Genomic DNA, 24,928 nt, shown 5'->3' with positions numbered 1-24,928 from the left:
GGGAGCGGGTGCGGGAGCGGGTACGGGAGCGGGTGCGGGAGCGGGTACGGGTACGGGACGGCCCTGAGGCGGTGTTGCCGGTCAGCAGGTGGTGCGCTGCCCGAAGCGGGCGAGGCAGTGCCAGACCTTCTTGAGGTCCTGAAGCCCGTATCGGCCCGTACGGGCGGCGTCCCCGATGACCTTGGGATCGAGCGAGCCGTCAACGGCGATCTCAGCACCCAGATCGACGCATTCCTGTCCGCGGAAGCTCGGGTGGCGTCGCAGTTCAGCCACGCCGAGCCGGAACCCGGGATGCCATTCGATGGGGCACGGGAGGTCATGAGCCGCAGATTCGACGTCCGTGCCGCGGTAGCTGGGATCCAGCACCAGCGCCTCCACGTCACGGTCGAACCCGACCGGTCCGTGGATCTGCGCCTCGATGTGATCGTCCAGGGCATCCAGGGCGTCGCCCTCGGCAAGCTCGATGAGCGAGCAGCTGTCGGCCGTGCCGAAGTCGGACGGTTCGGTACAACTGTCGGGATAACAGAACGTGGTGCGAGCGAGGGTCCCGGCGTTGAGCCTGAAGTACGAGGAGCCGAACCGCGGTGCGCCACCGACCGGATGGCGGCGGTGGTTCAACGCGCCGTATACGGGGCGCTGATCAGCGGGGACGTCGTCGTACGCGCCGCCGAAGATGCGGCACTCCCAGCGCCATCGGTCACCACCGGGATGAGCGGTCAGCCCACCGTTGCTCGTGCCCGTCACGAACTGTGACCGGTAGAAACCGTCTTCCGCCATCCGGGCCAGGGTCAGCCGGTCCCCCGCGAGGCGATCGGGATGGAAGTGCATCGTGACCCGCAGGTCGCGGGCGAGCGGCCCTCCCCTGCCCGAAGCCGCGACATGCCGCAGAGCCTTCTCCTGGGGCGATACGGCAGTGTCAGCATCCATGCGGGGAGTGTGCACGGACGGCACTGTTCGACGCACGTGGGTTTTCGACGAGCCCGCGGCCCTGGACGCTGCCGTGGACGCAGCCATGCCCGCAGCCGTGGACGCGGCCGCAGACGCCGCCGGCACACGACTCAACGGCACGGCCCCGCCGAGTCGGATCGTGACGGATCGTGGCGGATCGCGCCGCCCCCCTTGACCCACTGTGGTCCAGACCAATAGTTTCCGCATGCACAGCGCACGCGCCCCGGCACCACTCCCCGCATCCGCAAAGGAAGCCCATGCGCCGCAGCATGCTCGGCAGGCTGGCCGTCGCCGCCTGCTCCCTCTCCCTGCTGACCGCCTTCGCGCCCGCCCACGACGGCGTCGGGCACGACGACTCCGGGCACGGCCGCTCGTACAAGAAGGTCGGCTACTTCACCCAATGGGGTGTCTACGGGCGGGACTTCCAGGTCCAGGACCTGGAGAAGAACGGCAGCGCGAGCAAGCTCACGCACATCAACTACGCCTTCGGCAACATCGGCGCGGACGGCAAGTGCTTCACCGGCAACGTCCCCGGTGAGGCCGACGCCTGGGCCGACTACGTCCGCCCGCTGGACGCCGAGAACTCCGTGGACGGGGTCGCCGACGACTGGGTGCAGCCGGTCGCCGGCAACTTCAACCAGCTGCGCGAGCTCAAGGCCAAGCACCCCGGCCTCAAGGTGCTGCTCTCGCTGGGCGGTTGGAGCTGGTCCACGCACTTCTCGGACGCCGCGCTCACCCCGGCCTCCCGCAAGGCCCTGGTGGCCTCCTGCATCGACCTGTACATCAAGGGCAACCTCCCGCAGGACGGCAGCCGCGGTGGCGCGGGTTCGGCCGCCGGGATCTTCGACGGGTTCGACATCGACTGGGAGTGGCCCGGTTCGGCCGGTGACTCCGACACCACCTACCGCCCCGAGGACAAGAAGAACTTCGCGGCCCTGGTCGGCGAGTTCCGCGCGCAGCTCGACGACTACGCCCGGAGCCAGAAGCGGAAATCGAAGTACGAGCTGTCCGCCTTCGTCCCGACCGCCCCCGCCAAGATCGACGCGGGCTTCGACGTCCGCCGGATCATGCGCGACCTCGACTTCGTGACCCTCCAGGGCTACGACTTCCACGTCTCCGGCGAGAAGACCACCGCCCAGCAGTCCGCGCTGTACGCGAGGAACGACTTCAGCGTGGACGGCACCGTGGACGCCTGGCTGCGGCGCGGCGCGCCCGCGGACAAGCTGGTGATGGGCATGCCGTTCTACGGGCAGGGCTGGACCGGTGTCGGCGGCGGCGGGGACGGCATGGGGCAGCCCGCGACGGGTCCGGCGCCGGCCACCTGGTCGGCCGGGTACGAGGACTACAAGGCGCTGAAGAAGCTGGCCGATTCGGGCGCGTACAAGGTCTACCGGGACCGGCGGGCCGGCAGCGCCTGGCTGTTCGACGGCACCACCCTGTGGACGTACGACGACCCGACGGTGCTGCGCACCAAGACCCGGTACATCCGCGAAGAGGGCCTCGGCGGCGCGATGTTCTGGTCCCTGGACGCGGACACCGCCGACGGCGAGCTCATCACCGCGGTCGATCAGGGCCTGCGCGGCCACTGACCAGCCCCCGAACAGCGCCGCCGGGCCGTGGAAAATGACCCGTCCCGGCGGCGCCCCAACCCTTACGCTCCCCCGCATGAAGGCGACAACGGTACGGGCGGTCAACTCACTCACCTCGCGCTGGGCCGGGCACGCGGCCACGGACGGCGCGGGCACGGCGTTCACCGCCGCCGGGGTCTGGCCGCTGCTGGCCCTCCTCGCCGACGGCGCCGGCGGCCCGGCCCGCACCGAGCTGGAGCAAGCCCTCGGCATACCCGCCGGGGAGGCGGCCGGGGCCGCGCGGGAGCTGCTGAGCGCGCTGGACGGCGTACGTGGCCTGCGCGCGGCCACCGGCCTGTGGGCGCGGCGGGACCTCCCGCTGGAGGAGCGGTGGTCGCAGGGGCTGCCCGCCGGCACCCGGGGCACCCTCACGGGCGACAGGGACACCGACCGCAAGGCCCTGGACGCCTGGGCGGCCGATCGTACCGGCGGCCTCATCGAGAGGATGCCGGTACGCGTCGACGAGGACACGCGCCTCGTCCTCGCCTCCGCGCTGGCGCTCGGTCTGCGGTGGATCCGGCCCTTCACGTCCCGGGCCACGTGGCTGGACGAAGGCCCCTGGGCCGGGGGTCCCGTACTCGGGCTGTCCCGCACCACGACCCTCCTGGACCGGGTCCGCGTGGCGCAGGCACCCACGGGGCCGGTGACCCTGCTGGAGGTGGTGGGAGACGGCGGGGTGGACGTCCACCTCGTCCTCGGCGAGCCGCAGGCTCCGCCGGGCCAGACCCTCCGTGCCGGTATCGCGGCCGTCACCCGGGCCGTTCCCTCGACGGGCGCGGGCGCGCTCCCCGATGGCGGCCCGGGGCCGGGGCTGCACATCGAGCAGGTGCCCTCGGCCGACCGCCGCGACCGGCTGCACATCAAGACGGTGGCCTTCGAGGTGACGGGCGAGCACGATCTCCTGGCGCGCCCCGGGCTGTTCGGGCTGGCGAGCGCCGCGGACACGGACAGGGGCCGTTTCCCGGGCATCAGCGCCGACCCGCTGGCCATCGGTTCGGCGCGGCAGTCGGCCATGGCGCGCTTCCACGCCGAAGGCTTCGAGGCCGCCGCGGTGACGGCGCTCGCCGCCGTCGCCGGCGCCGCGCCCGGCTCCCGGCTGAGGTACCGCGTCCGCCGGGCCGGTGTGGCCTTCCACCGCCCTTTCGGCTTCCTCGCCGTCCACCGGACCTCCCGTCTGGTCCTCGCCGGGGGCTGGGTGGCGCAACCCGTCGGGTACGAGGAGGAGGACCACGCGGCGCGGGAAGCGGAGGACTGGGCCGACGCGGATGCGCAGGAGTGGGGCGGAACCCCCCGGGGCACCGCCGGCTGACGCCCTGCCCTCGGGCTCTCCTCGGGACGGGCCCACGGAGAGGGATACGCTCACCCGATGACTTCGCACCAAACCCCCGCCCACGGGATCGCGGACGGCACCACCGCGGCCGACTCCGGCACCTGGCGGCTCGGCGACCTCACCGTCCGCCGCGTCGGCTTCGGCGCGATGCGTCTCACGCACCTCGCCGACGGCACGCCCAGCGACCGGGACCGGGTGACCGGGGTACTGAGGCGGGCGGTCGAGCTGGGGGTCAACCACATCGACACCGCCTCCTTCTACTTCTCCCCGACCCGCTCCGCCAACGAGCTCATCAACCGGGCCCTCGCCCCCTACGCCGATGAGCTGGTCATCACCACCAAGGTGGGGCCGGGCCGCGATCCGTCCGGCAACTGGTGGTGGGCCACCCCCGGGCAACTGCGCGGGCAGGTCGAGGAGAACCTCCGCCAGCTCGGCCGCGACCACCTGGACGTCGTCAACCTGCGCGCCCCGCGATCGCAGACGCCCGGTTCGATCGCCGAGCACTTCGGGGTGCTCGCCGAACTGCGCACGGCCGGGCTGATCCGCCACCTCGGCGTGTCCAACGTACGGCCGGAGCAGCTGGCCGAAGCGCGGGCCATCGCGCCCGTGGTGTGCGTGCAGAACGCGTACGGGATCGGCTCCCCGGCCGGGGAGCACGCCTTCCTCGACGCGTGCGGCGAGCAGGGGATCGCCTTCGTCCCCTTCTTCGCGATCGCCGGCGCGGGAAGGGAGGCCGGGGTGGTCACCGAGGACGGTCCGGCGGTACTCGAACTCGCGCGGGCCCGCGGCGTCTCCACGGCCCAGCTGCGCCTGGCGTGGACCCTGAGCCGGGGCGCGCACGTCCTGGCCATCCCGGGCACCGGGAACCCCGGGCACCTGGCCGAGAACGTCGCCGCCGGGGCGCTGCGGCTGTCGCCCGAGGAGATCGCGCTGCTCGAAGCGGCTTAGGCCGCCCCTTTCGGATCCTGCCGGGCCACCCGAACGCGCGGGGGCCCGGCCCGGGAACGCGCCCGGCTTCACGCCGTACGTGTAGGTGCCCGCCCCGTCCGCAGGCGCAGGACGTGCTCGCGGTGCGCGGCCGCGAGGGCGGCCGTCTCGGTGAACCCGGGAACGTACCCGGTGCCACCGCGGCCGGACACGGAGAGCGAGGCGGCGGCCGTGGCGTACGCGACGGCGTCCGCGAGGGTGTCGCCCAGCGCGAGGCGGGCGGTCGCGGTGCCGGTGAAGCAGTCCCCGGCGCCGGTCGCGTCGACGGGGTCGGGGTCGACGGGGACCGGGACGTACCCCGCCCCCGCGCCGGTGTCCAGCAGCAGCCGGTCGGCGCCCGCGGTGACCACGACGGTACGGGCGCCCAGTGCCCGGTACCGGGCGGCGGCCTCGGCGGGGTAGTCGGTGCCGACCATCGCCAGCGCGTCGGCCGGGCAGGAGGTCTTCAGCAGTCCGGTGAGCGGGGCGATGCGCGCCAGCAGGGAGCGGGCCTCGCCCCGACCGGTGAGCCGGGAACGGAAGTTGGGGTCGTAGGAGAGGTGTCCGCCGGCCCCGTGGACGGTCTCGGCGGCGAGGAGCACGGCGTCGCGGCTGCCCGGTGACAGGGCGCCGGTGATGCCGCTGGTGATGAGGGCCTTGCAGCCGGTCAGCAACTCCCGCCAGGACTCGATGTGTTCCACCGAGAGGGTGGAGCCGGCGCTGCCGGTGCGCCAGTACACGAACTCGCGGTCGCCCTCGGTGTCGGCGCAGAGCAGGTAGGCGCCGTTGGGGCGCGGGGCCCGGCGTACGTGGGAGACGTCGACGCCGAGCTCGGTGGCGCGGGCCAGCAGCGGGAGGCTCAGCTCGTCGTCGCCGACGACGGCCAGCAGGGCGGTGCGCGCCCCGGCGGCCGCGGAGGCGGCCGCGGCGTTGAGGGCGTCGCCGGAGTAGGAGACGCGGGCGGTGGTGCCGTCGGCCGCCTCCCGCAGGGCGGTGTCCGCGTGGATCTCGACGAGCACCTCGCCGAGGACGAGGACGTCGTAGCCCTCCACGGGAGCCGAAGGGGCCGATGGGGCCGAAGGGGCCGAGGTGGCGGATCGGGTCACGGCCGGCGCTCCGTACCCGTGCGCTCCGTACCCGTGCGCTCCGTACCCGTGCGCTCCGTACCCGTGCGCTCCGTACCCGTGCGCTCCGTACCCGTGCGCTCCGTACCCGCCCGGTCCGCGCAGCGTGGGCAGCAGGGCCGGGCGAGGCCGGCGAAGACGGCGGCCAGTTCACCCGGGTCGGCCGGCAGGCCGTCGCCCATCCCGACGGCCGCGGCTCCCGCGTCGAGCCAGTCGCCGACCTCGCCCGGCCGGATCCCGCCGGTCGGGATGATCAGGGCTTCGGGGAGGACGGCCTTGAGGGAGCGGATGAACCGGGGGCCGCCCACATGGGCGGGGAACACCTTCGCGGCGCCGCCGAACCGGACGGCGGCGGCGATCTCGCCCGGGGTGAAGCCGCCCTCGATGAAGACGGCTCCGCGTTCCCGGGAGACCTCGCGGACCTCGGGGGCCGGGTGGGGGGAGATCAGGAAGGCGGCGCCCGCGTCGAGTGCGGTGCGCGCCGCCCCGGCGGTGGTGACGGTGCCGACTCCGATGAGGGCGGGGCGGCCCCGTGCGTCGGTGAGCGGCACGGTGCGGGCCACCGCACCGGCCCAGCCGGGGGTGGAGGTGGTGAGTTCGACGACCCGGCACCCGGCAGCGAGCAGGGCCGCGGTCTGGCGGACGGCCTCGTCGGCGTCGGCGTTGCGCAGGACCGGCAGCAGTCGCTGCGCGGCGATGGCCGCATACGGGTGGCAGGACAAAGGATCCTCCATTTGTTCCACGTAGTGGAACTTGGTATCGTGTAGCGGAACTCCCGCTCCAGACCATACCCAGCTTTGGAGATCACGTGTCCACGGACGAAGGACTTGAGAGTGCGGAGGCGGCCGGCGCCGCCCGCGGCGGCCGGACCTCCGCCGCGGGCACGGCGCTGGAGAAGTCGATGCGGATCCTCGAAGCCGTGGCCGCCCCCGGTGGCCCGCACCGGCTCACCGACGTCATGGCGGCCGCCGCCGTGCCGAAGTCGAGCACCTTCCGCATCCTGGCCTCGCTGGTCGAGCAGGGCTTCGTACGCTCCGAGGGCGACAGCCGCTACGGCGTCGGCCCCCGGCTGCGCGCACTGTCCGCCCTGGTCAGCGGCGGGGAGCCGGCGAGCATCGAGCAGATCCTGCGCGAGCTCCAGCAGGCCACCGGCCAGGCGGTCCATCTCGCCCTGCACAGCGGCGAGACCATCACCTACATCCGGAAGCTGGAGAGCGAGCAGCCCTTCCGGACCGCCTCGCGGGTCGGCATGCGGATGCCGCTGCACACCACCGCGATCGGCAAGGCCATCCTGGCCGGCCTGCCGCGGGCCGAGCTCCGCGAGCTGGTCTCCGCCACGGGGCTGCCGCGGCGCACGCCCCGCACGCTCACGACGCCGGAGGGCCTGGAGGCGGAGCTGGAGACGGTGCGGGCGCGGGGGTTCGCCCTGGACGACGAGGAGAACGAGGCGACCATCCGCTGCATCGGGGCCGCGATCCCGGGACCGCAGGGCCGTCCGGTCGGCGGCGTCAGCGTCACCACCGTCACCTTCCTGGTCACGCGCACGGAGATCGAGGCCTACGCACCGGCCCTGCTGGCGGCCACGCGGGCACTGGCCCCGCTGCTGTAGCACGCCCGGTAAGGGCGTACGCGCGGGCCCTGGGATCACAGGACCCCCGGGGTCAGTAAGTGACGAAGACCCGCCGGGCCCGGCCGTCCACCCGGATGAGGCCCCCCACGGGGATCACGACCTGCGGGTCGGTGTGCCCGAGGTCCACGTCGAAGACGGCCATGGTGTCGGGGGCGTACTCGCGCAGGGCCCGCAGCACGGCCTCGCGCTGCTCGCGCCGGTAGCGCTCCCGTTCCCCCGCGGCCAGGCGGTTCTCGAACGACCAGCTCTTCGCCCGGCCCATCAGCAGGGCGGGGAACTGCCCCAGCAGTCCGCGCTCACCCATGGCGCGCAGGATCCAGTAGACCTCCCGGGCGCGCGGCATGTCCTCCGAGGTCTCCAGGAAGAGCACGCCGCCCGCGTACTCCCCGGCGGGCCGCACCGCGCGGTCGGCCATCAGCAGCCAGGAGATGATCTCCAGGTTGCCGCCCCAGCCGAGGCCCTCGACCACCCGGTCGGCGTTGTGCCAGGTCCAGCCGGCGGTGGGCTCCAGCTCCGGTTCGCCGTCGAAGGTGCGCGGGTCGTCCCAGGGGCCGTTGACGTCCCCGCTGGCGGCTGCGGGGGTGAGTTCGCACTCGCCCGAGGTGAACAGTGCCGCCCGCAGGGAGCCGGCCGTCATCGGGTGCAGCGCACCGGGCCGTCCGAGCTCGACCATCACCGAGCCCCCGTGGTAGCCGACCAGCCCCAGCTCCCGCAGGTACAGGAGCAGGTTGGTGTTGTCGCTGTATCCGAAGAACGGCTTGGGGTTGGCGCGCAGCAGATCCGCGTCCAGGTGCGGGAGCACGGTGATCTGGTCGTCTCCGCCGATGCTCGCGATCACCGCCTTGATCCCGGGGTCGGCGAAGGCCGCGTGGATGTCGGCTGCCCGCGCCCGGGGCGTCGCACCCGTCGCGCGGGTCGTCGGGTACTCCACCGGATTCAGCCCGAACTCGTCCCGGAGCCGCCGCAGCCCCAGTTCGTAGGGGTGCGGGAAGAGCGCGGGCAGACCGGCCGAGGGGGAGAGGACCGCGACCGCGTCTCCGGGTCGGGGCTTGGCGGGGTAGCGGGGAACCGTCATCTCGCGATCGTAGGAGAGCCCCGGGCGACCGCCACGGCGATTTGTTCGGGGGCTTCCGGACCGTCACCCCCATCGAGAATTCCCTAACCTTCCCCATCACTCCTCATCCGCACCTCAAAGAGGTAGGATCCGGATCTATGAGTAACGAAGGACGCGAGCTCTACACCGTCGGCGAGGTCGCCGAACTGCTCGGACTGCACGTCCGCACCGTCCGGAACTACGTCCGCGAGGGCCGGCTGAAGGCAGTCCGGATCGGCAAGCAGTACCGGATCAGCCGCGAGGACCTCGAGGCCCTGACCAGCCTCCCCGCACCGGCCGCCGCGGAGGCCTCCGCTGGCGGCGAGGGGCGGGGGCCACACCTGGAGGTGTCGAGCATCGTGCAGATCGACGCGATCGGCCCCGACGCCGCGAGCCGGCTCGCGAACCTCGTCACGGCGACCGCCCAGTCCCCGCGGGAATCCCCGGCCGCCCTGCGCGTCCAGACCGTCTACGACAAGGAGCGGGCCCGCATGAAGATCGTGATCCTCGGCGACGCCGCCACCACCGCCGACCTGCTGCAACTGGTCGACGGCGTGCTCGGCCCGGACAACGGCATGGGGACGGTGCGCCGTGGCTGACCTCATCGTGGAGCGCCACGGCGTACCCGTCCTGCTCTGCTCCGCCGACGGCCCGCCCGTCGCCAGCGCCCAGGACGCGCTCGACCAGCTGATCGGCGCGGCCTTCCACCGGACCGATGTGGTCGCCGTCCCGGCGGAGCGGCTGGACGAGAGCTTCTTCGACCTCAGCACCGGTCTCGCCGGGGCGGTCATGCAGAAGTTCGTGAACTACCGGGTCAGGCTCGCGGTCCTGGGGGACCTCACGGACCGCCTGCGGGCCGGGTCGGCACTCGCCGACCTGGTACGGGAATCGAACGGGGGCCGCCACATCTGGTTCCTGCCCGACCTCGACGCCCTGGCCGCCCGCCTCGCTCCGGCCGCGGCTCCCGCCCCCGCCCGGGGCCCGGTGGCACCGGATTCCACTTCCCCTGATTCAATCGGCGGATAAGTGTTATCGGAGTCCCCCTCGACGGTCTCCCAGGTATTGGGCATCATCGGCCGCCGGTAGGGACAGGGAATTTCACATGAGCACTCAGCACACGGCAGCGCTGGTCGCAGCGGCCCGCGCGGGCGATGCCCGCGCACAGGACGACCTGGTCAGCGCGTATCTGCCCCTGGTCTACAACATCGTCGGCCGGGCCCTGAACGGGTCCGTCGACGTGGACGACGTGGTCCAGGACACGATGCTGCGGGCGCTCGACGGGCTGGGCGGCCTGCGCGACGACCACAGCTTCCGGTCCTGGCTGGTCGCCATCGCCATGAACCGCGTACGCGCCCACTGGCAGGACCGCCGCAGCGCCCCCGGTGAGAGCGGCCTGGAGGCTGCCTGGGAACTGGCCGATCCGGGCGCCGACTTCGTGGACCTGACCGTGGTGCGGCTCCAGCTGGAGGGCCAGCGGCGCGAGACGGCCCGGGCCACGCGCTGGCTGGAGCCCGACGACCGGGCGCTGCTGTCCCTGTGGTGGCTGGAGTGCGCCGGGGAGCTGACGCGTCCGGAGCTGGCGCAGGCGCTGGAGCTGTCCCCGCAGCACACCGCGGTACGGGTGCAGCGGATGAAGGCGCAGCTGGAAGCGGCCCGGGTGGTGGAGCGGGCGCTGGCCGTCCAGCCCCCGTGCGAGGACCTGCGGGCGGTGGCGGCGGGCTGGGACGGCCTGCCCTCCGCGCTGTGGCGCAAGCGAATAGCCCGGCACGCCCGCGAGTGCCTGCGGTGCTCCGGGCTGTGGAGCGGTCTGCTCCCCGCCGAGGGACTGCTGGCCGGGCTGGCGCTGGTACCGGTCTCGGTGGCACTGCTCGCGGGCGTACGGTCGGCCCTGGCGGGCGGCTTCGCCTCCCCGGGCATGACCACCGCCGCTGCGGCGTTCGACGCGGGCCCGGCCGCCGACCCCACCGCGGGCCTGGGCTCCGGTCCCGCCACGGGCTTCGGCCCCGGCGGCGACGCGGGCTCCGGTCCCGCCGCTGACCTCGGCCCCGCCGGCGACGCGGGCTTCGGCCCCGGCGGCGACGGGCTCGATGCCCACGACACCGCCACGCAGCTCGCCCCGGCGGGAGATGCCGGCGCCAGCCGCGCCTCCCTGCGCAGGCTCCGCCGCACCCGGGGCCGGCGCCGGGTGATCGGCGGTGCGGTGCTCGCCGCCTGTGTCGCGGGAGGCGGGCTGACCTACCTCGTCACCCGGCCCGGCGCCGTCTCCCCCGAGGCGCCGGCGGCCGCGCTGGCGGCGCCCGGGTCGGGGCGCGCGCTGCCCCCGGAGTCGCCCTCGCCCACCCCGAGCCCCTCGGTGTCCGCCTCCCCGAGCGGCAGCCCGAGCGCGAGCCCGAGTGCCGCTCCGACGCCCCCGGCCTCCGCGCAGCCGAGCCCGAAGTCGACCCCGCCGAAGAGCCCCGCTCCCGCCCCGCAGGGCGGCGGGGCCGCCGCGCAGGTGATAGCGCTGGTCAACTCCGAGCGCGCGGCGGCCGGCTGCGGGCCGCTCAAGGAGGACGCGCAGCTGCGTACGGCCGCTCAGGGACACTCCGACGACATGGCGCGGCGGGACTACTTCTCGCACACCGACCCGGACGGCGCGGACCCGGGCAAGCGGACGACCGCCGCCGGGTACCGCTGGTCCACGTACGGGGAGAACATCGCGAAGGGGCAGCAGACCCCCGCGCAGGTCATGGACACCTGGATGAAGAGCCAGGGACACCGCGAGAACATCCTCAACTGCTCCTTCAAGGACATCGGCGTGGGCGTCCACCAGGGCCCCGGCGGCCCCTGGTGGACGCAGAACTTCGGGGCGCGGATGTAGCCCTCCCCGCCGGGCCCGCCGCGGACCGCCACGAATCGCCCGAACCCGCTCCGCCGATCTTCCCACCGTGATTCAAAACCGGGGCAAGATAGGGGCTGGAAGCGAACGGGCAGTTCACGGGGGAGGTGGTCCGCATGGTCAGGCAGAAACTCCGTCCGCACCAGCGTGAGGCCGTCGACGCCGCGGTGCGGGCGCTCGAGCTGCCCGCCGGGCGCCGGGTGCCGCGGGCGGGGCTCCGTACACAGGTCATCATGGCGACCGGATCCGGCAAGTCGCTGGTGGCCGTGCACACGGCCGACGAGCTGCGGGCCGGGCGGGTCCTGGTGCTGGTGCCCTCGCTCGACCTCCTCGTGCAGACCGCGGCGGCCTGGCGCGAGGGCGGCCGGACCGGCCGCGCCTTCGCCGTGTGCTCGCTGCGCGGCGAGGACGCGGGGGTGCCCACCACCACGGACCCGGCCGAGCTGGCCGGCTGGGCGGGCCCGCCCGTCGACCGGGTGACGGTGTACGCCACGTACGCCTCGCTCGGTCTCGGCACCATCGAACGCGCGCACCGGGAGGGGCTGCCCGGCTGGGACCTGATCGTGGTCGACGAGGCGCACCGGACCTCCGGGCGGATCGGCAAGCCCTGGGCGGTGGTGCACGACAACACCCGGATCCCCTCGGTCCGCCGGCTGTACATGACGGCCACGCCCCGGGTCTGGCAGGACGGCGAATACGCGGAGGGCACAGAAGGCGCGGAGGGTGCGGAAGGCACCGAGGGTGCGGAAGGCACCGCGTACTCCGACGACGCCGGCGGCTCCGAAGGCGCCGACCGTCAGCGGGAGGCGCGCGGCCGGGGCGACCTCGTGGCCTCCATGGAGGACGACGCGGACGGACCGTTCGGCGCCCGCTGCTACACCCTGACCCTCTCCGAGGCCATCGACCGGGGCATCTGCGCTCCGTACCGGGTGGTCTGCGTGGACGTCAGCGATCCCGAGTTCCAGGCGGCCGTGCTGCTCGGGCCGGAGGGACGCTCCGACGCGGTGCGCGGAGTGCGGCTCGCCGCGCTGCAGACGGCGCTGGTGACGGCGGCCGTGCGGCAGGGGTTCCGGCGCACGCTCGTCTTCCACCACCTGACCAAGGAGGCCGAGGCCTTCGCGGCCGGGCTGCCCGCGGTGGCCGCCCGGCTGCGCGCCACGAGCTGGGCCCCCCGGCCGGTGTACCCGCGCACCGTCTGGGCGGACTGGCTGTGCGGCCAGCACACCGCGGCGCACCGGCGGCGGGTGCTGAGCGCCTTCGCGGACGACCGGGTCGCCGACAAGGCCTTCCTCGGCAGCGTCCGGGTGCTGGGCGAGGGCGTGGACACCAAGGAGTGCGACTCGGTCTTCTGGGCCGACGTACGGGGTTCCATGCCCGACCTGGTCCAGGCCGTCGGCCGGGCGCTGCGCATCCGGCCCGGCGAGGGCAAGGTCGCCTCCCTGGTGGTCCCGGTGCTGCTGGGACCGGGCGAGTCCCCCGAGACGATGCTGACCTCACGGGCGTACGGGGACCTCGCGCGGCTCCTGGAGGCGCTGCGGGCCCACGACACCCGGCTCGTCGAGTCCCTGGCGCAGCCTCAGGCACCGAGCCGGCGCGGCGCGCGGGGCTCCGCCGGAACGGAGAGCGTGAGCGGCCCCGGGCTGCGCGACGGCGCGCAGTCCCTGCTCAGCTTCTCCACGCCGCGCGACCCGGCGCTCCTGGCGGCCTTCATCCGGCTCCGGGTCCTGCACCCGGAGCACGAGCACTGGCGGCGCGGGGTGGAGGCGGCACGGGTCTACGCCAGGGCCGTCGGGGACCTGAAGGTGCCCTTCGCGTTCAAGGTGCCCGAGGGCCCGGACGCCGGGGATGCGGCGCCCGGGGAAACGGGGCGGGCCGGGGAAGCCGGGCGGGCCGTCCTGGCCGGCCAGGCCGCGCACGCCGTCCGTCCCGGCGACGCCGGGGTCGCCACCGGGACGGGTGGGCCCGCCACCGGGACGGAGGGGGCCGGGCAGGAGTGGCCGGCCGGGCTGGCCCGGTTCCCGCTCGGCCAGTGGATCGCGGACGTGCGGCGCACGTACCGCCGTGGCGCGCTGGGCCGGGAGCGGGTGGCCCAGCTCGACGAACTGGGCATGGTGTGGAGCCACTTCGACGTGGCCTTCGAGGAGGGGCTGGCGGCGGCGAGCGGCTGGGCGGCCGAGCACGGGCACCTGCTGCCGCCGGTGGAGGCCACCTGGCGGGGCGCCCCGGTCGGGGTGTGGGTCAAGAACCAGCGCGCGGCGGCCCGCCGGGAGGGCCCGGGCGCCCTGTCGGAGGAGCGGCGGGAGGCCCTGGAGGCCGTCGACGCGTCCTGGTGTCCGGACTGGGAGATCTCCTGGCAGCGGGCCTTCCACCTCACGCGGGTCCACCTGGACGCGGGCGGCCGGCTCCCGGCCCGCCCCGGGGAGGCCGTCGTCCAGGGCGAGGACCTCGGCGTGTGGGTGCGGGGCCAGCGCACCGGCTGGGAGCGGCTCGCCTGGGCACAGCGCTGGCTGCTGGAGCACGCCCTCGGGGTGACCCCGCCCGGGGAGGCGGACCGGCCGAAGCCCCGGGTGGGTCACGCGGCCGCGTGGGCGACGCACCTGGAGGCGGCCCGGCAGTTCCACGGCCGCGAGCGGCACCTGCGGGTGCCCCGTACGCACGTGGAGCGGGTCGGTGACCGGGAGGTGCGGCTCGGCGCCTGGATCGCCAACCAGCGCTCCCGCGCCGCGTCCCTCACCCCGGAGCGGACGGCCGCGCTGACGGAACTGGGGATGCGCTGGCCGGCCTCCTGACCGTGCCGCGCCGGGAGGGCCGCCGGGAGGCGTGCGTCCCGGCGGCCCCGCGCACCCGGCCCCGCGTACCCCCGCCCGGCGGCCCCGCGCCCCGGCGGCCCCGCGCCCCGGCGCCCCGCGTCAGTGGTGGAAGCCGGACCGGGGCGCGGCGTCGGTGACGGGCTGCGGATGCGCGGCCAGGTGCTCCACGGACCGGCGCAGATCGGCGACGAGCAGCGCGATCTGGTCCCGAGTCACCCCGTGCCGGACCAGGACGCGCTGGATGACCGTGTCCCCGCGGTCGGCCGGCAGCGGGTACGAGGGAACCTGCCAGCCGCGCATGCGCAGCCTGTCGGAGAGGTCGTACAGGCTGAACCCGGCGCCCTCCGGGTCGGTGAGCCGGTAGGAGACGGCGGGCAGTGCTCCCCGCCCGTCGTACAGGAGGGTGAAGGGGCCCATCTTCCCGATCTCGCCGGCCAGGTACTGGGCGGTGTCGGCGCAGGCCTGCTGGACCCGGCGGTAGCCGCCCCGGCCCAGCCGCAGGAACAGGTAGTACTGGGCGATGATCTCGCCGCCGGGGCGGGAGAAGTTGAGGGCGAAGGTGGGCATGTCCCCGCCGAGGTAGTCCACGGAGAAGACGAGGTCGGCGGGGAGCAGGTCCGCGGTGCGCCAGACGATCCAGCCGACGCCGAGCGGGGCGAGGCCGTACTTGTGCCCGGAGGTGTTGACGGAGGCCACGCGCGGCAGCCGGAAGTCCCAGACCACCTCGGGGTGGAGGAAGGGCGCCACGAAGCCGCCGCTCGCGGCGTCGACGTGGATGGGCACGTCCCAGCCGTGTTCGGCCTGGATCCGGTCGAGCTCGGCGGCGATCTCGGCCACCGGCTCGTAGACGCAGGTGTAGGTGACGCCGAGGATGGCGACGACACCGATGGTGTTCTCGTCGACGTGCGCGGCGAGCTGTTCGGGGAGCAGTCCGTTGGCGCCCGGCGCCAGCGGGACCTGGCGGAGCTCGACGTCGAAGTAGCGGGCGAACTTCTCCCAGCAGATCTGGACCGGCCCGCACACCAGGTTCGGCCTGTCGGTGGGGAGTCCGGCGGCGCGGCGGCGTTCGCGCCAGCGCCACTTGAGGGCGAGGCCGCCGAGCATGGCGGCCTCGCTGGATCCGGTGGTGGAGCAGCCGGTGCCGGTGCTGCCGGCGGGGGCGTTCCACAGGTCGGCCAGGATGTTCACGCAGCGGGACTCGATCTCCGCCGTCTGCGGGTACTCGTCCTTGTCGATCATGTTCTTGTCGAGGCACTCGTTCATCAGCCGGTGGACCCCGTCGTCCGACCAGGTGGTGCAGAAGGTGGCCAGGTTCTGGGCGGCGTTGCCGTCGAGGAGCAGCTCGTTGTGGAGGAGCTCGTAGACCACCTCGGAGGACGAGTGGTCCTCGGGCATCCGGTACTTGGGCAGGACCTCGCCGCTGAGGGCGGACGCGAACACGTCCGTGTCGGCGTCGCGGGAGCGTGCGTCCTTCGTCTCGTGGAGAGCCATATCGGGACTATAGGTGACGGATCGTCGAGAAGTCGGTTTCAGGATCCTTCGGGGACGGTTCGGGCGGGGCCGTGAGAACGGGCCCGCCTCGACGCGGGGCGGTCCATCGCGGTCGCGCGCGCGGGGGTGTGCCGAGCGCCGGACCGGGCCTCGGAGGTCATGATTCCGGCTGCGGCTTCCAGCCGACTCGGCGGTGTGATCCCCTCCATACCTTCCCCGCATGACCGCAGTATTTCTTGTCAGTTAATCTTTTTCGGGCAGGTCTTCCCGTTCGGGCCACCGGAGCCGGTCCGGACGGGAAGATCATCCAAATAGTTCGATGGGCAACTTATCCTTTGATGTCCGGATACAGGTCCCCTGCCCCTCGCGCCCTGATACCTCTCGGGCCATGAAGAAGATCACCCGCCGTCAAGCTCTAGGCAGCACTGTCGGCGCACTCGCCGCTCTCGGCCTCGCCGGCGCCACCGCGCACGCGGCCGTCACCGGATCCCGCCCCGCCGAACCCGCCACCCCTGCGGGCACCATCGACGAGGTCTACCAGGGCCGTCACATACGCATAACCCCCGCCGCCACGGGCATGGACCACCACACCGGCCACCACGCCGGACACGACATGACCGGCATGCCGACCGTCCTCATCGACGGCCGCGCACTGCACGTCATGCAGAACGCCGACGGCACCTGGATCAGTGTCGTCAACCACTACGAGACCTTCGCCGATCCGCTTCCGCTCGCCCGTGCCGCCGTGCGCGAGCTCCAGGGTGCCGACCTCGTCCCGATGGCAGGCATGTGATGGCCGTTCGCAAGAACCAGGCCAAGCTCACCGCCGAGGAGAAGCGCGCCTTCGTCGCGGCGATCCTCGAACTCAAGCGCACCGGCCGCTACGACCGCTTCGTCACCACCCACAACGGCTTCATCACGAACGACACCGACACGGGCGACCGGGTCGGCCACCGCTCCCCCTCCTTCCTTCCCTGGCACCGCCGGTTTCTGCTGGAGTTCGAAGCGGCGCTGCAGTCGGTGGATCCGAAGGTGACCCTGCCGTACTGGGACTGGACGACGGACCGGACGCCCCGCTCCTCCCTCTGGGGCGCGGACTTCCTCGGAGGCACGGGACGGTCCCGCGACGGCCAGGTCATCGACGGGCCGTTCGCGTACTCGGCGGGCAAGTGGGAGATAACCGTACGGGTCGACGGGCGCAACTACCTGCGCCGTGACATCGGCGCCGGCGTGGCCCAGCTGCCCACGCGGGCCGAGGTGGACTCGGTCCTCGCGATGCAGGTGTACGACGCGGCGCCCTGGAACAGCTCCTCCAACGGCTTCCGCAACAACCTGGAGGGCTGGCGCGGGGTCAACCTGCACAACCGGATCCACGTCTGGGTGGGCGGCCAGATGGCCACCGGGGCCTCGCCCAACGACCCCGTGTTCTGGCTGCACCACGCCTTCGTCGACAAGCTGTGGGCGGACTGGCAGGCGCTGCACCCGCAGTCGCCCTACCTGCCCGCCGCCGGCACCGCGAACGTCGTGGACCTGCGCGACACCATGCGGCCGTGGAACAACGTGACGCCGGCGGACATGCTGGACCACCGGAAGTTCTACACCTTCGACACCGAGCCGGCCGCGGCCTGAGCCTCGGCCAGCCAGCGGTAGTGCAGTTCTGGGCGGCCGACCTGGCCGTACCGGGGGGTCCGGTCCGCGCGGCCGGTGTCCACCAGGTGCTCCAGGTACCGGCGGGCGGTGATCCGCGAGATCCCGGCCGCCCCGGCCGTCGCTGCTGCGGTCAGCCCCTCGGGGGCCGCCCGCAGCAGTGCGGCGACCCGGACCAGGGTCGGCGCGCCGATCCCCTTGGGGAGTTCGGCCGGACGGGGTGGACGCAGGGCCGCCATGGCCCGGTCCACGTCGTCCTGGCCGGCCGCCTCTCCCGCCGCCGTCGCGCGGAACTCGGCGTAGCGCAGCAGCCGTTCGCGCAGGGTGGGGAAGGCGAAGGGCTTCAGTACGTACTGCACGACCCCGAGCGAGACGCTCTCGCGGACCACCCCCAGGTCCCGCGCCGAGGTCACCACGATCACATCGGCGGGATGCCCGGCGGCCCGCAGGCCGCGCGCGAAGCGCAGCCCGTGGCCGTCGGGCAGGGTCAGGTCGAGCAGCAGCAGGTCGATCCGGGTCCGCTCGAGGACCCGGGTGGCCTGCGCCAGGGAGTGGACGGCCGCCACGGCGGTGAAGCCGGGCACGCGGCCGACGTACAGCACGTGCGCGTCGGCGGCCACCGGATCGTCCTCGACCACCAGGACCCGCACCTCGGCTGAGCTCACGCGCCCGCCTCCCCGCGCGCGGGCAGCCGTACGGTGAACCGCGCGCCTCCCCCGGGCAGTTGATCGGCGTCCGCGCTGCCACCGTGCCGCTGGGCCACCTGCCGCACGAGCGCGAGGCCCAGGCCCCGCCCCTCACCCTTGCCCGACCAGCCGCGCCGGAACACGTCCGCGCCCTCGGGGAGTCCGGGGCCGTTGTCGGCCACCCGGAGCAGCAGGCCGCTTCCGTGGGGGCCGGCCGGGCCGTCGGGGCGGACGGTGACCTGGACGCGGCCGCCGGGGATGCCGGTGAGCGCGTCGACGGCATTGTCGATGAGGTTGCCGAGGACGGTGACGAGGTCCCGGGCGGGCAGGCCGCCGGGCCCGGTGTCGATGGCCCCGCTGTCCGGGGTCACGACCAGTTCGACGCCCCGTTCGTGGGCCTGCGCGGCCTTGCCGAGCAGCAGGGCGACGAGCACCGGCTCGCCGACGGCGGCGATCACCTCGTCGGTCAGGGCCTGGGCGAGGGACAGTTCGGCGGTGGCGAACTCCACCGCCTCCTCGCTGCGGCCCAGTTCGATGAGGGACACCACGGTGTGCAGCCGGTTGGCCGCCTCGTGGGCCTGCGCGCGCAGCGCCCGGGTGAATCCCCGCTCCTGGTCCAGTTCCCCGGCCAGGGAGAGCAGTTCGGTGCGGTCGCGCAAGGTGATCACCGTGCCCCGGCGGCCGCCGCCGGCCACGGGCGAACTGTTGAGCACGAGCACCCGGTCGGCGGTCAGGTGGACCTCGTCGACACGGGACCGGTCGGCGAGCAGTGCCCCGGTGAGCGGGGCGGGCAGGCCCAGCTCGGCGACCCCGGTTCCCCTGATCTCCCCGCGCAGCCCGAGGAGTTCGCGGCCGGCGTCGTTGACGAGGGTGATCCTGCGCTGGCCGTCGAGCATCAGCAGTCCTTCGCGGACCCCGTGCAGGGCCGCCTGGTGGTAGTCGTACATCCGGCTCAGCTCGCCCGCGTTCATGCCGTGCGTGTGGCGGCGCAGCCGGGCGTTGACGATGTACGTGCCCGCCCCGCCGAGGGCGAGGGCCCCGCCGGCCACCCAGGCGAGTGCGGAGAGCTGCGCGGCGAGCCGGGCGCTGACCGCGCGGACGGTGATGCCGGCGGCGACCATGCCGACGACGCGGCCGCCGTCCACGAGCGGGGTGACCACGCGGAGGGAGGGGCCGAGGGTGCCGGTGTAGGTCTCGCTGAAGGTCTCGCCCCGCAGCGCGGGGGCGGTGTTGCCGAGGAAGGGCTCCCCTATGCGCAGCGGGTCGGGGTGGGTCCAGCGCCGCCCGTCCGGAGCCATGATCGTCACGAAGTCCACGCCCGCGTCGAGCCTGACCCGCTCCGCGTAGGACTGCAGGGCCGCGGAGGGGCCGCCGGACGGATCGCCCCCGCTCGCCGCCCCGCGTAGCGCCCCGGCGGCCGGACCGCTCGCCGCCCCGCGCGCCGCCTCCCGTACCGCGTCCCGTACGGACGGCGAGTCGGCGACCGCGCGGGCCACCGCTCCGGCCTGGCGCCGGGCGGCCTCCTCCGCCTGGCCGCGGGCGGTGGCGTAGGCGAAGACGGCGCAGCCGGCGACGACCACGGCGACCAGCACCACCTGCATGACGAAGAGCTGGCCGGCGAGGCTGCGCGGCGGCCGGGGGAAGCGGAACATGGCGCTCAGTGTGCACCGGAGCGTGAACTCAATGAACGCAAGGGTGACCGGGGTCACAGCGGTGGGCGATGGTCTCCCGGGACGCCTTCACCACCAGGAGGCACGTGGGTGCATCACCGGGAGGCATCGTGGCCGCCAGGCGCGACAAGACGCATTATCTGTACATCGCCGTGATCGGCGCGGTGCTGCTCGGCATCGCCGTCGGTTTCGCCGCACCCGGCACGGCCGTGGAACTGAAGCCGCTGGGCACCGGGTTCGTGAACCTGATCAAGATGATGATCTCGCCGATCATCTTCTGCACGATCGTGCTGGGCATCGGCTCGGTCCGCAAGGCCACAAAGGTCGGCGCGGTGGGCGGGCTGGCACTCGGCTACTTCATGGTGATGTCGACGGTGGCACTGGCCATCGGGCTGCTGGTCGGCAACCTGCTGGAGCCGGGCAGCGGGCTGCACCTGACCGAGGCGGCCCGGCACGCGGGCGAGGCACAGGCCAAGGCGGGCGGCGCGCAGAGCACGCCGGAGTTCCTGCTGGGGATCATCCCCACCACCCTGGTGTCGGCCTTCACCGGGGGCGAGGTGCTGCAGACCCTGCTGGTGGCGCTGCTGTGCGGGTTCGCGCTGCAGGCGATGGGCGCGGCGGGCGAGCCGGTGCTGCGCGGGATCGGGCACGTGCAGAAGCTGGTGTTCCGGGTGCTCGCGATGATCATGTGGGCGGCTCCGGTGGGCGCGTTCGGCGCGATCGCGGCGGTGGTCGGGGCGACCGGCATGGACGCGCTGAAGTCCCTGGCGGTCATCATGATCGGCTTCTACACGACCTGCCTGCTCTTCGTGTTCGTGGTCCTGGGCACCCTGCTGCGGGTGTGCACGGGGATCAGCGTCTTCGCCCTGCTGCGCTACCTGGGCCGGGAGTTCCTGCTGATCCTCTCCACCTCCTCCTCGGAGTCGGCGCTGCCCCGGCTGATCGCCAAGATGGAGCACGTCGGGGTCTCGCGGCCGGTGGTCGGCATCACGGTCCCCACGGGTTACTCCTTCAACCTGGACGGGACCGCGATCTACCTGACGATGTCCTCGCTCTTCGTCGCGGAGGCGATGGGCAAGCCCCTGGCCCTGGGTGAGCAGATCTCGCTGCTGCTGTTCATGATCGTGGCCTCGAAGGGCGCGGCCGGGGTGACGGGCGCGGGCCTGGCCACACTGGCGGGCGGGCTCCAGTCGCACCGGCCTGAACTGGTCGACGGCGTCGGCCTGATCGTGGGCATCGACCGGTTCATGAGCGAGGCGCGGGCGCTGACGAACTTCGCGGGGAACGCAATCGCCACCGTGCTGATCGGGACCTGGACGAAGGAGTTCGACCGGGCCCGGGCCACCGAAGTCCTCGCGGGCCGACTGCCGTTCGACGAGACCACCCTGAGCGATGAGGGGCCCGAACGGACCGCCGCCGTACCCGTCCAGTCCGGCGGCGCCAAGGACGGCGTACCCGCCTAGCGCGTACGCCCCGCGGACCGGCCGGCCAGGGCTCGCCCCCACGGTGCCCAGTCCGGCCGGTCCCGACACCTCGAGCCAGGGTCATTTTCCAGCCAAGATCACATGAACTGTCCTGCTGTAAAAGGTACTTCCATAGCGGGGCGTGCTTCTGACATCTTGCGTCCACCACTCGTTTCGTACGGCCCTGTAGGTGCCATCCGCACCGCGGGGCCGTCTTCGGAGGACGCATTGATACCCCACATATCCAGCCGACCTCGACGTACCCTCGTGCTGGCGGCCGCCCTCGCCGCCCTGGCCTTCGGTGCTCCGGCCGCGCTCGCCGGCACCGCGCCCGTTTCCCCGGCCGGGACCCCGGTCACCTCCGCACCCGCCAAGGCCCCGGCCGCGGCGCCGTCTTCCCAGAGTGCGACCTGGGCTGCCGGCACCCGCGCCTACCTGGTGATCACCGCCGCCGGTGACAGCTCGGCGGTCCGGTCCGCCGTCACGGCCAACGGCGGCACGGTCTTCTCGTACTTCGACTCCATCGGCGTGATCGTCGCCCACTCGACCTCCTCGACCTTCGCCGCCACCATGCGCGGGGTCAGCGGAGTCCAGAAGGTCGGCGCGACGCGCACCTCGGACGTCCCGGCCGACGCCTACAACCCGGCGCTGCCCGCCAACCCGGCGCAGTCGACGACCCCGGCGGGCGAGCCCGTACGCGCCGACATGAGCCAGATCAAGGCCGACCAGGCCTGGGCCGTGACCACCGGCTCGGCCTCCGTCAAGGTCGGCATCCTGGACACCGGTGTGGACGACCAGCACCAGGACCTGGCGCCGAACTTCAATGCCGCCGACTCCGCCTCCTGCGCCTACGGCAAGCCGGACACCCGGGTCGGCGCCTGGCGCGACGTGGACACCCACGGCACGCACGTGGCGGGCACCGTGGCCGCCGCCAAGAACGGCAAGGGCGTCGTCGGCGTGGCCCCGGGCGTGAAGATCTCCTCGGTCCGCGTGGCCGAGCCCGGCAACTCCTTCTTCTTCGCCGAGAACACCATCTGCGCCTTCGTCTGGTCCGGCGACCACGGGTTCAAGGTCACCAACAACAGCTATTACACGGACCCCTGGCAGTACAACTGCCCGGACAACATCGACCAGGCCGCCATCATCGAGGGCGTCAAGCGCGCCCAGGAGTACGCGGAGAGCAAGGGCTCGCTCCAGGTCGCCGCGGCGGGCAACGAGAACTACGACCTCGCCCACAAGACCACGGACACCGCGAGCCCCAACGACTCCACCCCGACCACCCGCACCATCACCAACGCCTGCCTCGACATCCCGACCGAGCTCCCGGGCGTGGTCACGGTCGCGGCCAACGGCACCGGAGTCACCAAGGCCTCGTTCTCCAACTTCGGCCAGGGCGTCATCGACGTCGCGGCGCCGGGCAGCAACGTGTACTCCACCGCTCCGGGCGGCGGGTACAGCACCAAGAGCGGCACCTCGATGGCCACCCCGCACGTCGTCGGCGTCGCGGCGCTCATCGCCAGCGCCAACCCGTCCTTCACCCCGGCGCAGATCCGCACCGCGCTGGCCACCCAGGCCAACGACACCGCCTGCCCGTCGGACAGCCGCTGCACCGGGACCACGGCCAACAACGGATTCTTCGGCGAGGGCCAGGTCGACGCGCTGAAGGCGGTCGGCGGCACGACCACGCCGCCCACCGGCAAGTACTTCGAGAACCTCACCGACTACGCGGTCAACGACAACGCGACCGTCGACAGCCCGATCACCGTCAGCGGGGTGACCGGCAACGCGCCGGCCACCCTCAAGGTGGGCGTGGACATCAAGCACACCTACATCGGTGACCTCAAGGTCGACCTGGTGGCTCCGGACGGCTCGGTCTACACCCTGAGCAACCGGGCCGGCGGCGGCACGGACAACATCGTCCAGACCTTCACCGTCAACGCCTCCTCCGAGGTCGCCAACGGCGTCTGGATTCTCCGCGTGAACGACAACGCCAACGCGGACACCGGCAAGATCGACGCCTGGAACCTGACCTTCTAACCGGCCGGGCAGCACGTCCCCGCACCGGATCAGTGGTGCAGGACGTCCGCCAGCCAGTCGAAGACGAGGTCACAGTGCTGTTGCGGGGCCATCGGGGAGCAGTGCAACTGCGCCCCGGTGGCCTGCGTCAGTTTCACGTACTCGCGCCGCGACCGGAGCAGGTCGTACATCTGCTTCGGCTGGCCGGGGTAGAACTGCTCGAAGTCGTAGTCCAGGACCAGGGTCGGAGCCTTGATCTTCGGGACGACGGTGGTGACGTCGAGGCCGATGGCCAGCTGGGCCGGGGTCCACAGGTCGGTGAGGACCCGCCCGGCGCGGGCCTCCCGCAGCGCCTCCTCCGAGAAGATCTCGAACCGCTTCCTGACCGTGTACGCGAGCTGCGGGGTGAGCTCGGGGACCACCTCCTCGTTCCACACCCGGTTGGTCTCCGCCTTGTCGGCGGTGACCACGTCGCGCAGCTCCTTGTCGAAGCCGAGCCACGGGCTGACGCAGCCGGGCTGGCAGACCAGGGCCGCGATGCGGGGTTCGAAGGCGGCGGCGCGGGCCACGAGGTTGCCGCCCATGCTGAGGCCGGTGAGCGCGATGCGCGAGCTGTCCACGTCCTCGCGCCGGTCCAGCCAGTCGATCAGCGGGCCGACCACCTTCTCCCAGCGGGGCGTGAACGGCAGCTCCTGGACGAAGAGGAGCTCCCCCTGGCCGGGGCCGTCGTAGACCAGGGCGTTCCAGCCCCGGTCGAGGGCTGCGGACACCCCGTACGTCCACATGTCGACGTTCTGGCCGTCGCTGCCGTTGGTGAGGATCACCGTGGGGCGGGGTTCGGCCGGGCCGTGGCCGCCGGGACGGAAGAACCACACCGGCAGCCGGGTCCTGCCGTACGGGACCTTCGCGCGCGGACGGCGGCCGGGGAGCAGAGCTGGGTGAAGGTGTCCCAGGCGCGGCGCCCCGCGAGGTAGACCTCCTTCTCGTCCCCCGGCCGGTCGGTGCCCAGGACGTAGAAGAGCGCCTGCGCGTAGTACTGCGCGGCCCGCAGCGAGCGGAACCTGTGGGTCTGCGAGGGGGACCCGCCACCGTGCCGGCCGGCGGCCGGGGGCGCGGCGAGCCGGTCTCCCCAGGCGCGGAAGGTGTCGGTGAAGGTCTGCTCGGACAGCCCGGCGGTGTTGATCGCGTTGACGGCGGTGAGGACCTCGCCGACCTCGGAGGCGCGCATGCCGGCGGCCCCCAGGGCGAAGAGGCCGGCGAAGTTGAAGCCGGGGTCCGCGAAGAGCTTCATGGCTCCGGGCGCGGGCCCGGGGCCGCGGCCGCCGTGGCCCGCAGGGCCTTCGGCGCGGGCGCCGGGAGGGCCGCGGCGGGCACGGTCGCCGCTCCGACGGCGAGGGACCCGGTCCCGGCGGCCAGCCCGGGTCAGGGCGGCGCGGCGGAGATCCCGGACGCGTCGGGAGCGCGGGGCGGGCGGGGCGAGCGGGGTGGGCCGGGCGAGCGGGACGGGCGGGGGCCGGGGTACCGGCTTGATCGTGCGTCATGGCAGGG

General features: G+C 73.4%; 21 protein-coding genes. 12 read left to right on the top strand and 9 right to left on the bottom strand.

Annotated features, from left to right (window positions below; translation table 11 throughout):
• Positions 1 to 81: 81 nt before the first annotated feature.
• Positions 82 to 828 carry a DUF3626 domain-containing protein gene (locus OG904_RS00105; RefSeq protein WP_405497670.1) on the bottom strand — a complete coding sequence of 249 codons (747 nt, stop codon included), beginning with the start codon at positions 826 to 828 and terminating at the stop codon, positions 82 to 84.
• Positions 829 to 1,205: 377 nt separating this feature from the next.
• Here OG904_RS00105 and OG904_RS00100 point away from each other — a divergent pair, with 377 nt between their 5' ends.
• The 3 genes from OG904_RS00100 to OG904_RS00090 all read left to right on the top strand — a co-directional run bounded on the left by OG904_RS00100 (position 1,206) and on the right by OG904_RS00090 (position 4,854).
• Entirely contained in the window at positions 1,206 to 2,537 is a 1,332-nt protein-coding gene (locus tag OG904_RS00100) for a glycoside hydrolase family 18 protein (RefSeq protein WP_405486086.1), read from the top strand.
• Positions 2,538 to 2,613: 76 nt separating this feature from the next.
• The gene (locus tag OG904_RS00095) at positions 2,614 to 3,885 is read left to right on the top strand and encodes a serpin family protein (RefSeq protein WP_405486084.1); all 1,272 of its coding nucleotides are present in this window, start codon (positions 2,614 to 2,616) and stop codon (positions 3,883 to 3,885) included.
• A gap of 57 nt (positions 3,886 to 3,942) precedes the next feature.
• A complete protein-coding gene (locus OG904_RS00090) occupies positions 3,943 to 4,854 on the top strand; it encodes an aldo/keto reductase (RefSeq protein ID WP_405486082.1) in 912 nt (303 codons plus the stop codon).
• Between the two features lie 68 nt (positions 4,855 to 4,922).
• Here OG904_RS00090 and OG904_RS00085 read toward each other — a convergent pair whose 3' ends face one another.
• Positions 4,923 to 5,978, bottom strand: coding sequence for a PfkB family carbohydrate kinase (locus OG904_RS00085; protein WP_405486080.1), 1,056 nt, complete (start codon positions 5,976 to 5,978; stop codon positions 4,923 to 4,925).
• Positions 5,975 to 6,730 carry a bifunctional 4-hydroxy-2-oxoglutarate aldolase/2-dehydro-3-deoxy-phosphogluconate aldolase gene (locus OG904_RS00080; RefSeq protein ID WP_405486078.1) on the bottom strand — a complete coding sequence of 252 codons (756 nt, stop codon included), beginning with the start codon at positions 6,728 to 6,730 and terminating at the stop codon, positions 5,975 to 5,977. Before OG904_RS00080 ends, OG904_RS00085 begins: the two co-directional genes overlap by 4 nt.
• A gap of 74 nt (positions 6,731 to 6,804) precedes the next feature.
• Between OG904_RS00080 and OG904_RS00075 the strand changes: the two genes are divergently transcribed.
• Positions 6,805 to 7,605, top strand: coding sequence for an IclR family transcriptional regulator (locus OG904_RS00075; protein ID WP_405486076.1), 801 nt, complete (start codon positions 6,805 to 6,807; stop codon positions 7,603 to 7,605).
• Between the two features lie 52 nt (positions 7,606 to 7,657).
• Here OG904_RS00075 and OG904_RS00070 read toward each other — a convergent pair whose 3' ends face one another.
• Complete coding sequence (locus tag OG904_RS00070; protein WP_405486074.1) at positions 7,658 to 8,701, bottom strand: S66 peptidase family protein; 1,044 nt, start codon at positions 8,699 to 8,701, stop codon at positions 7,658 to 7,660.
• A 137-nt stretch (positions 8,702 to 8,838) separates the two neighbouring features.
• Here OG904_RS00070 and OG904_RS00065 point away from each other — a divergent pair, with 137 nt between their 5' ends.
• The 4 genes from OG904_RS00065 to OG904_RS00050 all read left to right on the top strand — a co-directional run bounded on the left by OG904_RS00065 (position 8,839) and on the right by OG904_RS00050 (position 14,386).
• A complete protein-coding gene (locus OG904_RS00065) occupies positions 8,839 to 9,318 on the top strand; it encodes a helix-turn-helix domain-containing protein (protein ID WP_405486072.1) in 480 nt (159 codons plus the stop codon).
• The gene (locus tag OG904_RS00060; RefSeq protein WP_405486070.1) at positions 9,311 to 9,745 is read left to right on the top strand and encodes a DUF4180 domain-containing protein; all 435 of its coding nucleotides are present in this window, start codon (positions 9,311 to 9,313) and stop codon (positions 9,743 to 9,745) included. The genes OG904_RS00065 and OG904_RS00060 overlap by 8 nt, the downstream gene beginning before the upstream one ends.
• Before the next feature lie 76 nt (positions 9,746 to 9,821).
• Positions 9,822 to 11,579, top strand: a complete 1,758-nt coding sequence (locus OG904_RS00055) for a sigma-70 family RNA polymerase sigma factor (protein WP_405486068.1) — start codon at positions 9,822 to 9,824, stop codon at positions 11,577 to 11,579.
• Positions 11,580 to 11,713: 134 nt separating this feature from the next.
• Positions 11,714 to 14,386 carry a Helicase associated domain protein gene (locus OG904_RS00050; protein ID WP_405486066.1) on the top strand — a complete coding sequence of 891 codons (2,673 nt, stop codon included), beginning with the start codon at positions 11,714 to 11,716 and terminating at the stop codon, positions 14,384 to 14,386.
• Between the two features lie 120 nt (positions 14,387 to 14,506).
• Here OG904_RS00050 and OG904_RS00045 read toward each other — a convergent pair whose 3' ends face one another.
• A complete protein-coding gene (locus tag OG904_RS00045; RefSeq protein WP_405486064.1) occupies positions 14,507 to 15,898 on the bottom strand; it encodes a glutamate decarboxylase in 1,392 nt (463 codons plus the stop codon).
• A gap of 388 nt (positions 15,899 to 16,286) precedes the next feature.
• Between OG904_RS00045 and OG904_RS00040 the strand changes: the two genes are divergently transcribed.
• Positions 16,287 to 16,691, top strand: a complete 405-nt coding sequence (locus tag OG904_RS00040) for a tyrosinase cofactor (RefSeq protein WP_405486062.1) — start codon at positions 16,287 to 16,289, stop codon at positions 16,689 to 16,691.
• The gene (locus OG904_RS00035) at positions 16,691 to 17,527 is read left to right on the top strand and encodes a tyrosinase family protein (protein WP_405486060.1); all 837 of its coding nucleotides are present in this window, start codon (positions 16,691 to 16,693) and stop codon (positions 17,525 to 17,527) included. Before OG904_RS00040 ends, OG904_RS00035 begins: the two co-directional genes overlap by 1 nt.
• Here OG904_RS00035 and OG904_RS00030 read toward each other — a convergent pair.
• Entirely contained in the window at positions 17,494 to 18,210 is a 717-nt protein-coding gene (locus OG904_RS00030; RefSeq protein ID WP_405486058.1) for a response regulator, read from the bottom strand. The two genes, OG904_RS00035 and OG904_RS00030, sit on opposite strands and share 34 nt — an antisense overlap.
• The gene (locus OG904_RS00025) at positions 18,207 to 19,883 is read right to left on the bottom strand and encodes an ATP-binding protein (protein ID WP_405486056.1); all 1,677 of its coding nucleotides are present in this window, start codon (positions 19,881 to 19,883) and stop codon (positions 18,207 to 18,209) included. The genes OG904_RS00030 and OG904_RS00025 overlap by 4 nt, the downstream gene beginning before the upstream one ends.
• Positions 19,884 to 19,951: 68 nt before the next feature.
• Here OG904_RS00025 and OG904_RS00020 point away from each other — a divergent pair, with 68 nt between their 5' ends.
• A complete protein-coding gene (locus tag OG904_RS00020) occupies positions 19,952 to 21,364 on the top strand; it encodes a cation:dicarboxylate symporter family transporter (protein ID WP_405486054.1) in 1,413 nt (470 codons plus the stop codon).
• A gap of 267 nt (positions 21,365 to 21,631) precedes the next feature.
• Positions 21,632 to 23,401 carry a S8 family peptidase gene (locus OG904_RS00015; protein WP_405486052.1) on the top strand — a complete coding sequence of 590 codons (1,770 nt, stop codon included), beginning with the start codon at positions 21,632 to 21,634 and terminating at the stop codon, positions 23,399 to 23,401.
• 29 nt (positions 23,402 to 23,430) lie between these two features.
• Here the strand turns inward: OG904_RS00015 and OG904_RS00010 are convergent, their stop codons facing one another.
• Together OG904_RS00010 and OG904_RS00005 are read right to left on the bottom strand one after the other, a co-directional pair.
• On the bottom strand, positions 23,431 to 24,255 hold the full coding sequence (locus OG904_RS00010) for an alpha/beta hydrolase family protein (RefSeq protein ID WP_405486050.1): 825 nt from the start codon (positions 24,253 to 24,255) through the stop codon (positions 23,431 to 23,433).
• Entirely contained in the window at positions 24,201 to 24,671 is a 471-nt protein-coding gene (locus tag OG904_RS00005) for a hypothetical protein (RefSeq protein ID WP_405486048.1), read from the bottom strand. Before OG904_RS00005 ends, OG904_RS00010 begins: the two co-directional genes overlap by 55 nt.
• Positions 24,672 to 24,928: the final 257 nt, after the last annotated feature.

It is taken from the genome of Streptomyces sp. NBC_00096 (assembly GCF_045041305.1).
Classification (GTDB): domain Bacteria; phylum Actinomycetota; class Actinomycetes; order Streptomycetales; family Streptomycetaceae; genus Streptomyces.
Note: the sequence above shows the minus strand (reverse complement) of the source record. Positions and strands in the feature narration are given on the sequence as shown.

Bases quoted from the DNA above. Each gene is read 5' to 3' on its own strand.
- OG904_RS00090 (WP_405486082.1), top strand. From the start codon at position 3,943: ATGACTTCGCACCAAACCCCCGCCCACGGGATCGCGGACGGCACCACC.
- OG904_RS00100 (WP_405486086.1), top strand. From the start codon at position 1,206: ATGCGCCGCAGCATGCTCGGCAGGCTGGCCGTCGCCGCCTGCTCCCTC.
- OG904_RS00040 (WP_405486062.1), top strand. From the start codon at position 16,287: ATGAAGAAGATCACCCGCCGTCAAGCTCTAGGCAGCACTGTCGGCGCA.
- OG904_RS00055 (WP_405486068.1), top strand. From the start codon at position 9,822: ATGAGCACTCAGCACACGGCAGCGCTGGTCGCAGCGGCCCGCGCGGGC.
- OG904_RS00065 (WP_405486072.1), top strand. From the start codon at position 8,839: ATGAGTAACGAAGGACGCGAGCTCTACACCGTCGGCGAGGTCGCCGAA.
- OG904_RS00045 (WP_405486064.1), bottom strand. From the start codon at position 15,898: ATGGCTCTCCACGAGACGAAGGACGCACGCTCCCGCGACGCCGACACG.
- OG904_RS00095 (WP_405486084.1), top strand. From the start codon at position 2,614: ATGAAGGCGACAACGGTACGGGCGGTCAACTCACTCACCTCGCGCTGG.
- OG904_RS00025 (WP_405486056.1), bottom strand. From the start codon at position 19,883: ATGTTCCGCTTCCCCCGGCCGCCGCGCAGCCTCGCCGGCCAGCTCTTC.
- OG904_RS00070 (WP_405486074.1), bottom strand. From the start codon at position 8,701: ATGACGGTTCCCCGCTACCCCGCCAAGCCCCGACCCGGAGACGCGGTC.
- OG904_RS00005 (WP_405486048.1), bottom strand. From the start codon at position 24,671: ATGAAGCTCTTCGCGGACCCCGGCTTCAACTTCGCCGGCCTCTTCGCC.
- OG904_RS00035 (WP_405486060.1), top strand. From the start codon at position 16,691: ATGGCCGTTCGCAAGAACCAGGCCAAGCTCACCGCCGAGGAGAAGCGC.
- OG904_RS00050 (WP_405486066.1), top strand. From the start codon at position 11,714: ATGGTCAGGCAGAAACTCCGTCCGCACCAGCGTGAGGCCGTCGACGCC.
- OG904_RS00080 (WP_405486078.1), bottom strand. From the start codon at position 6,730: ATGGAGGATCCTTTGTCCTGCCACCCGTATGCGGCCATCGCCGCGCAG.
- OG904_RS00020 (WP_405486054.1), top strand. From the start codon at position 19,952: ATGGTCTCCCGGGACGCCTTCACCACCAGGAGGCACGTGGGTGCATCA.
- OG904_RS00105 (WP_405497670.1), bottom strand. From the start codon at position 828: ATGCACTTCCATCCCGATCGCCTCGCGGGGGACCGGCTGACCCTGGCC.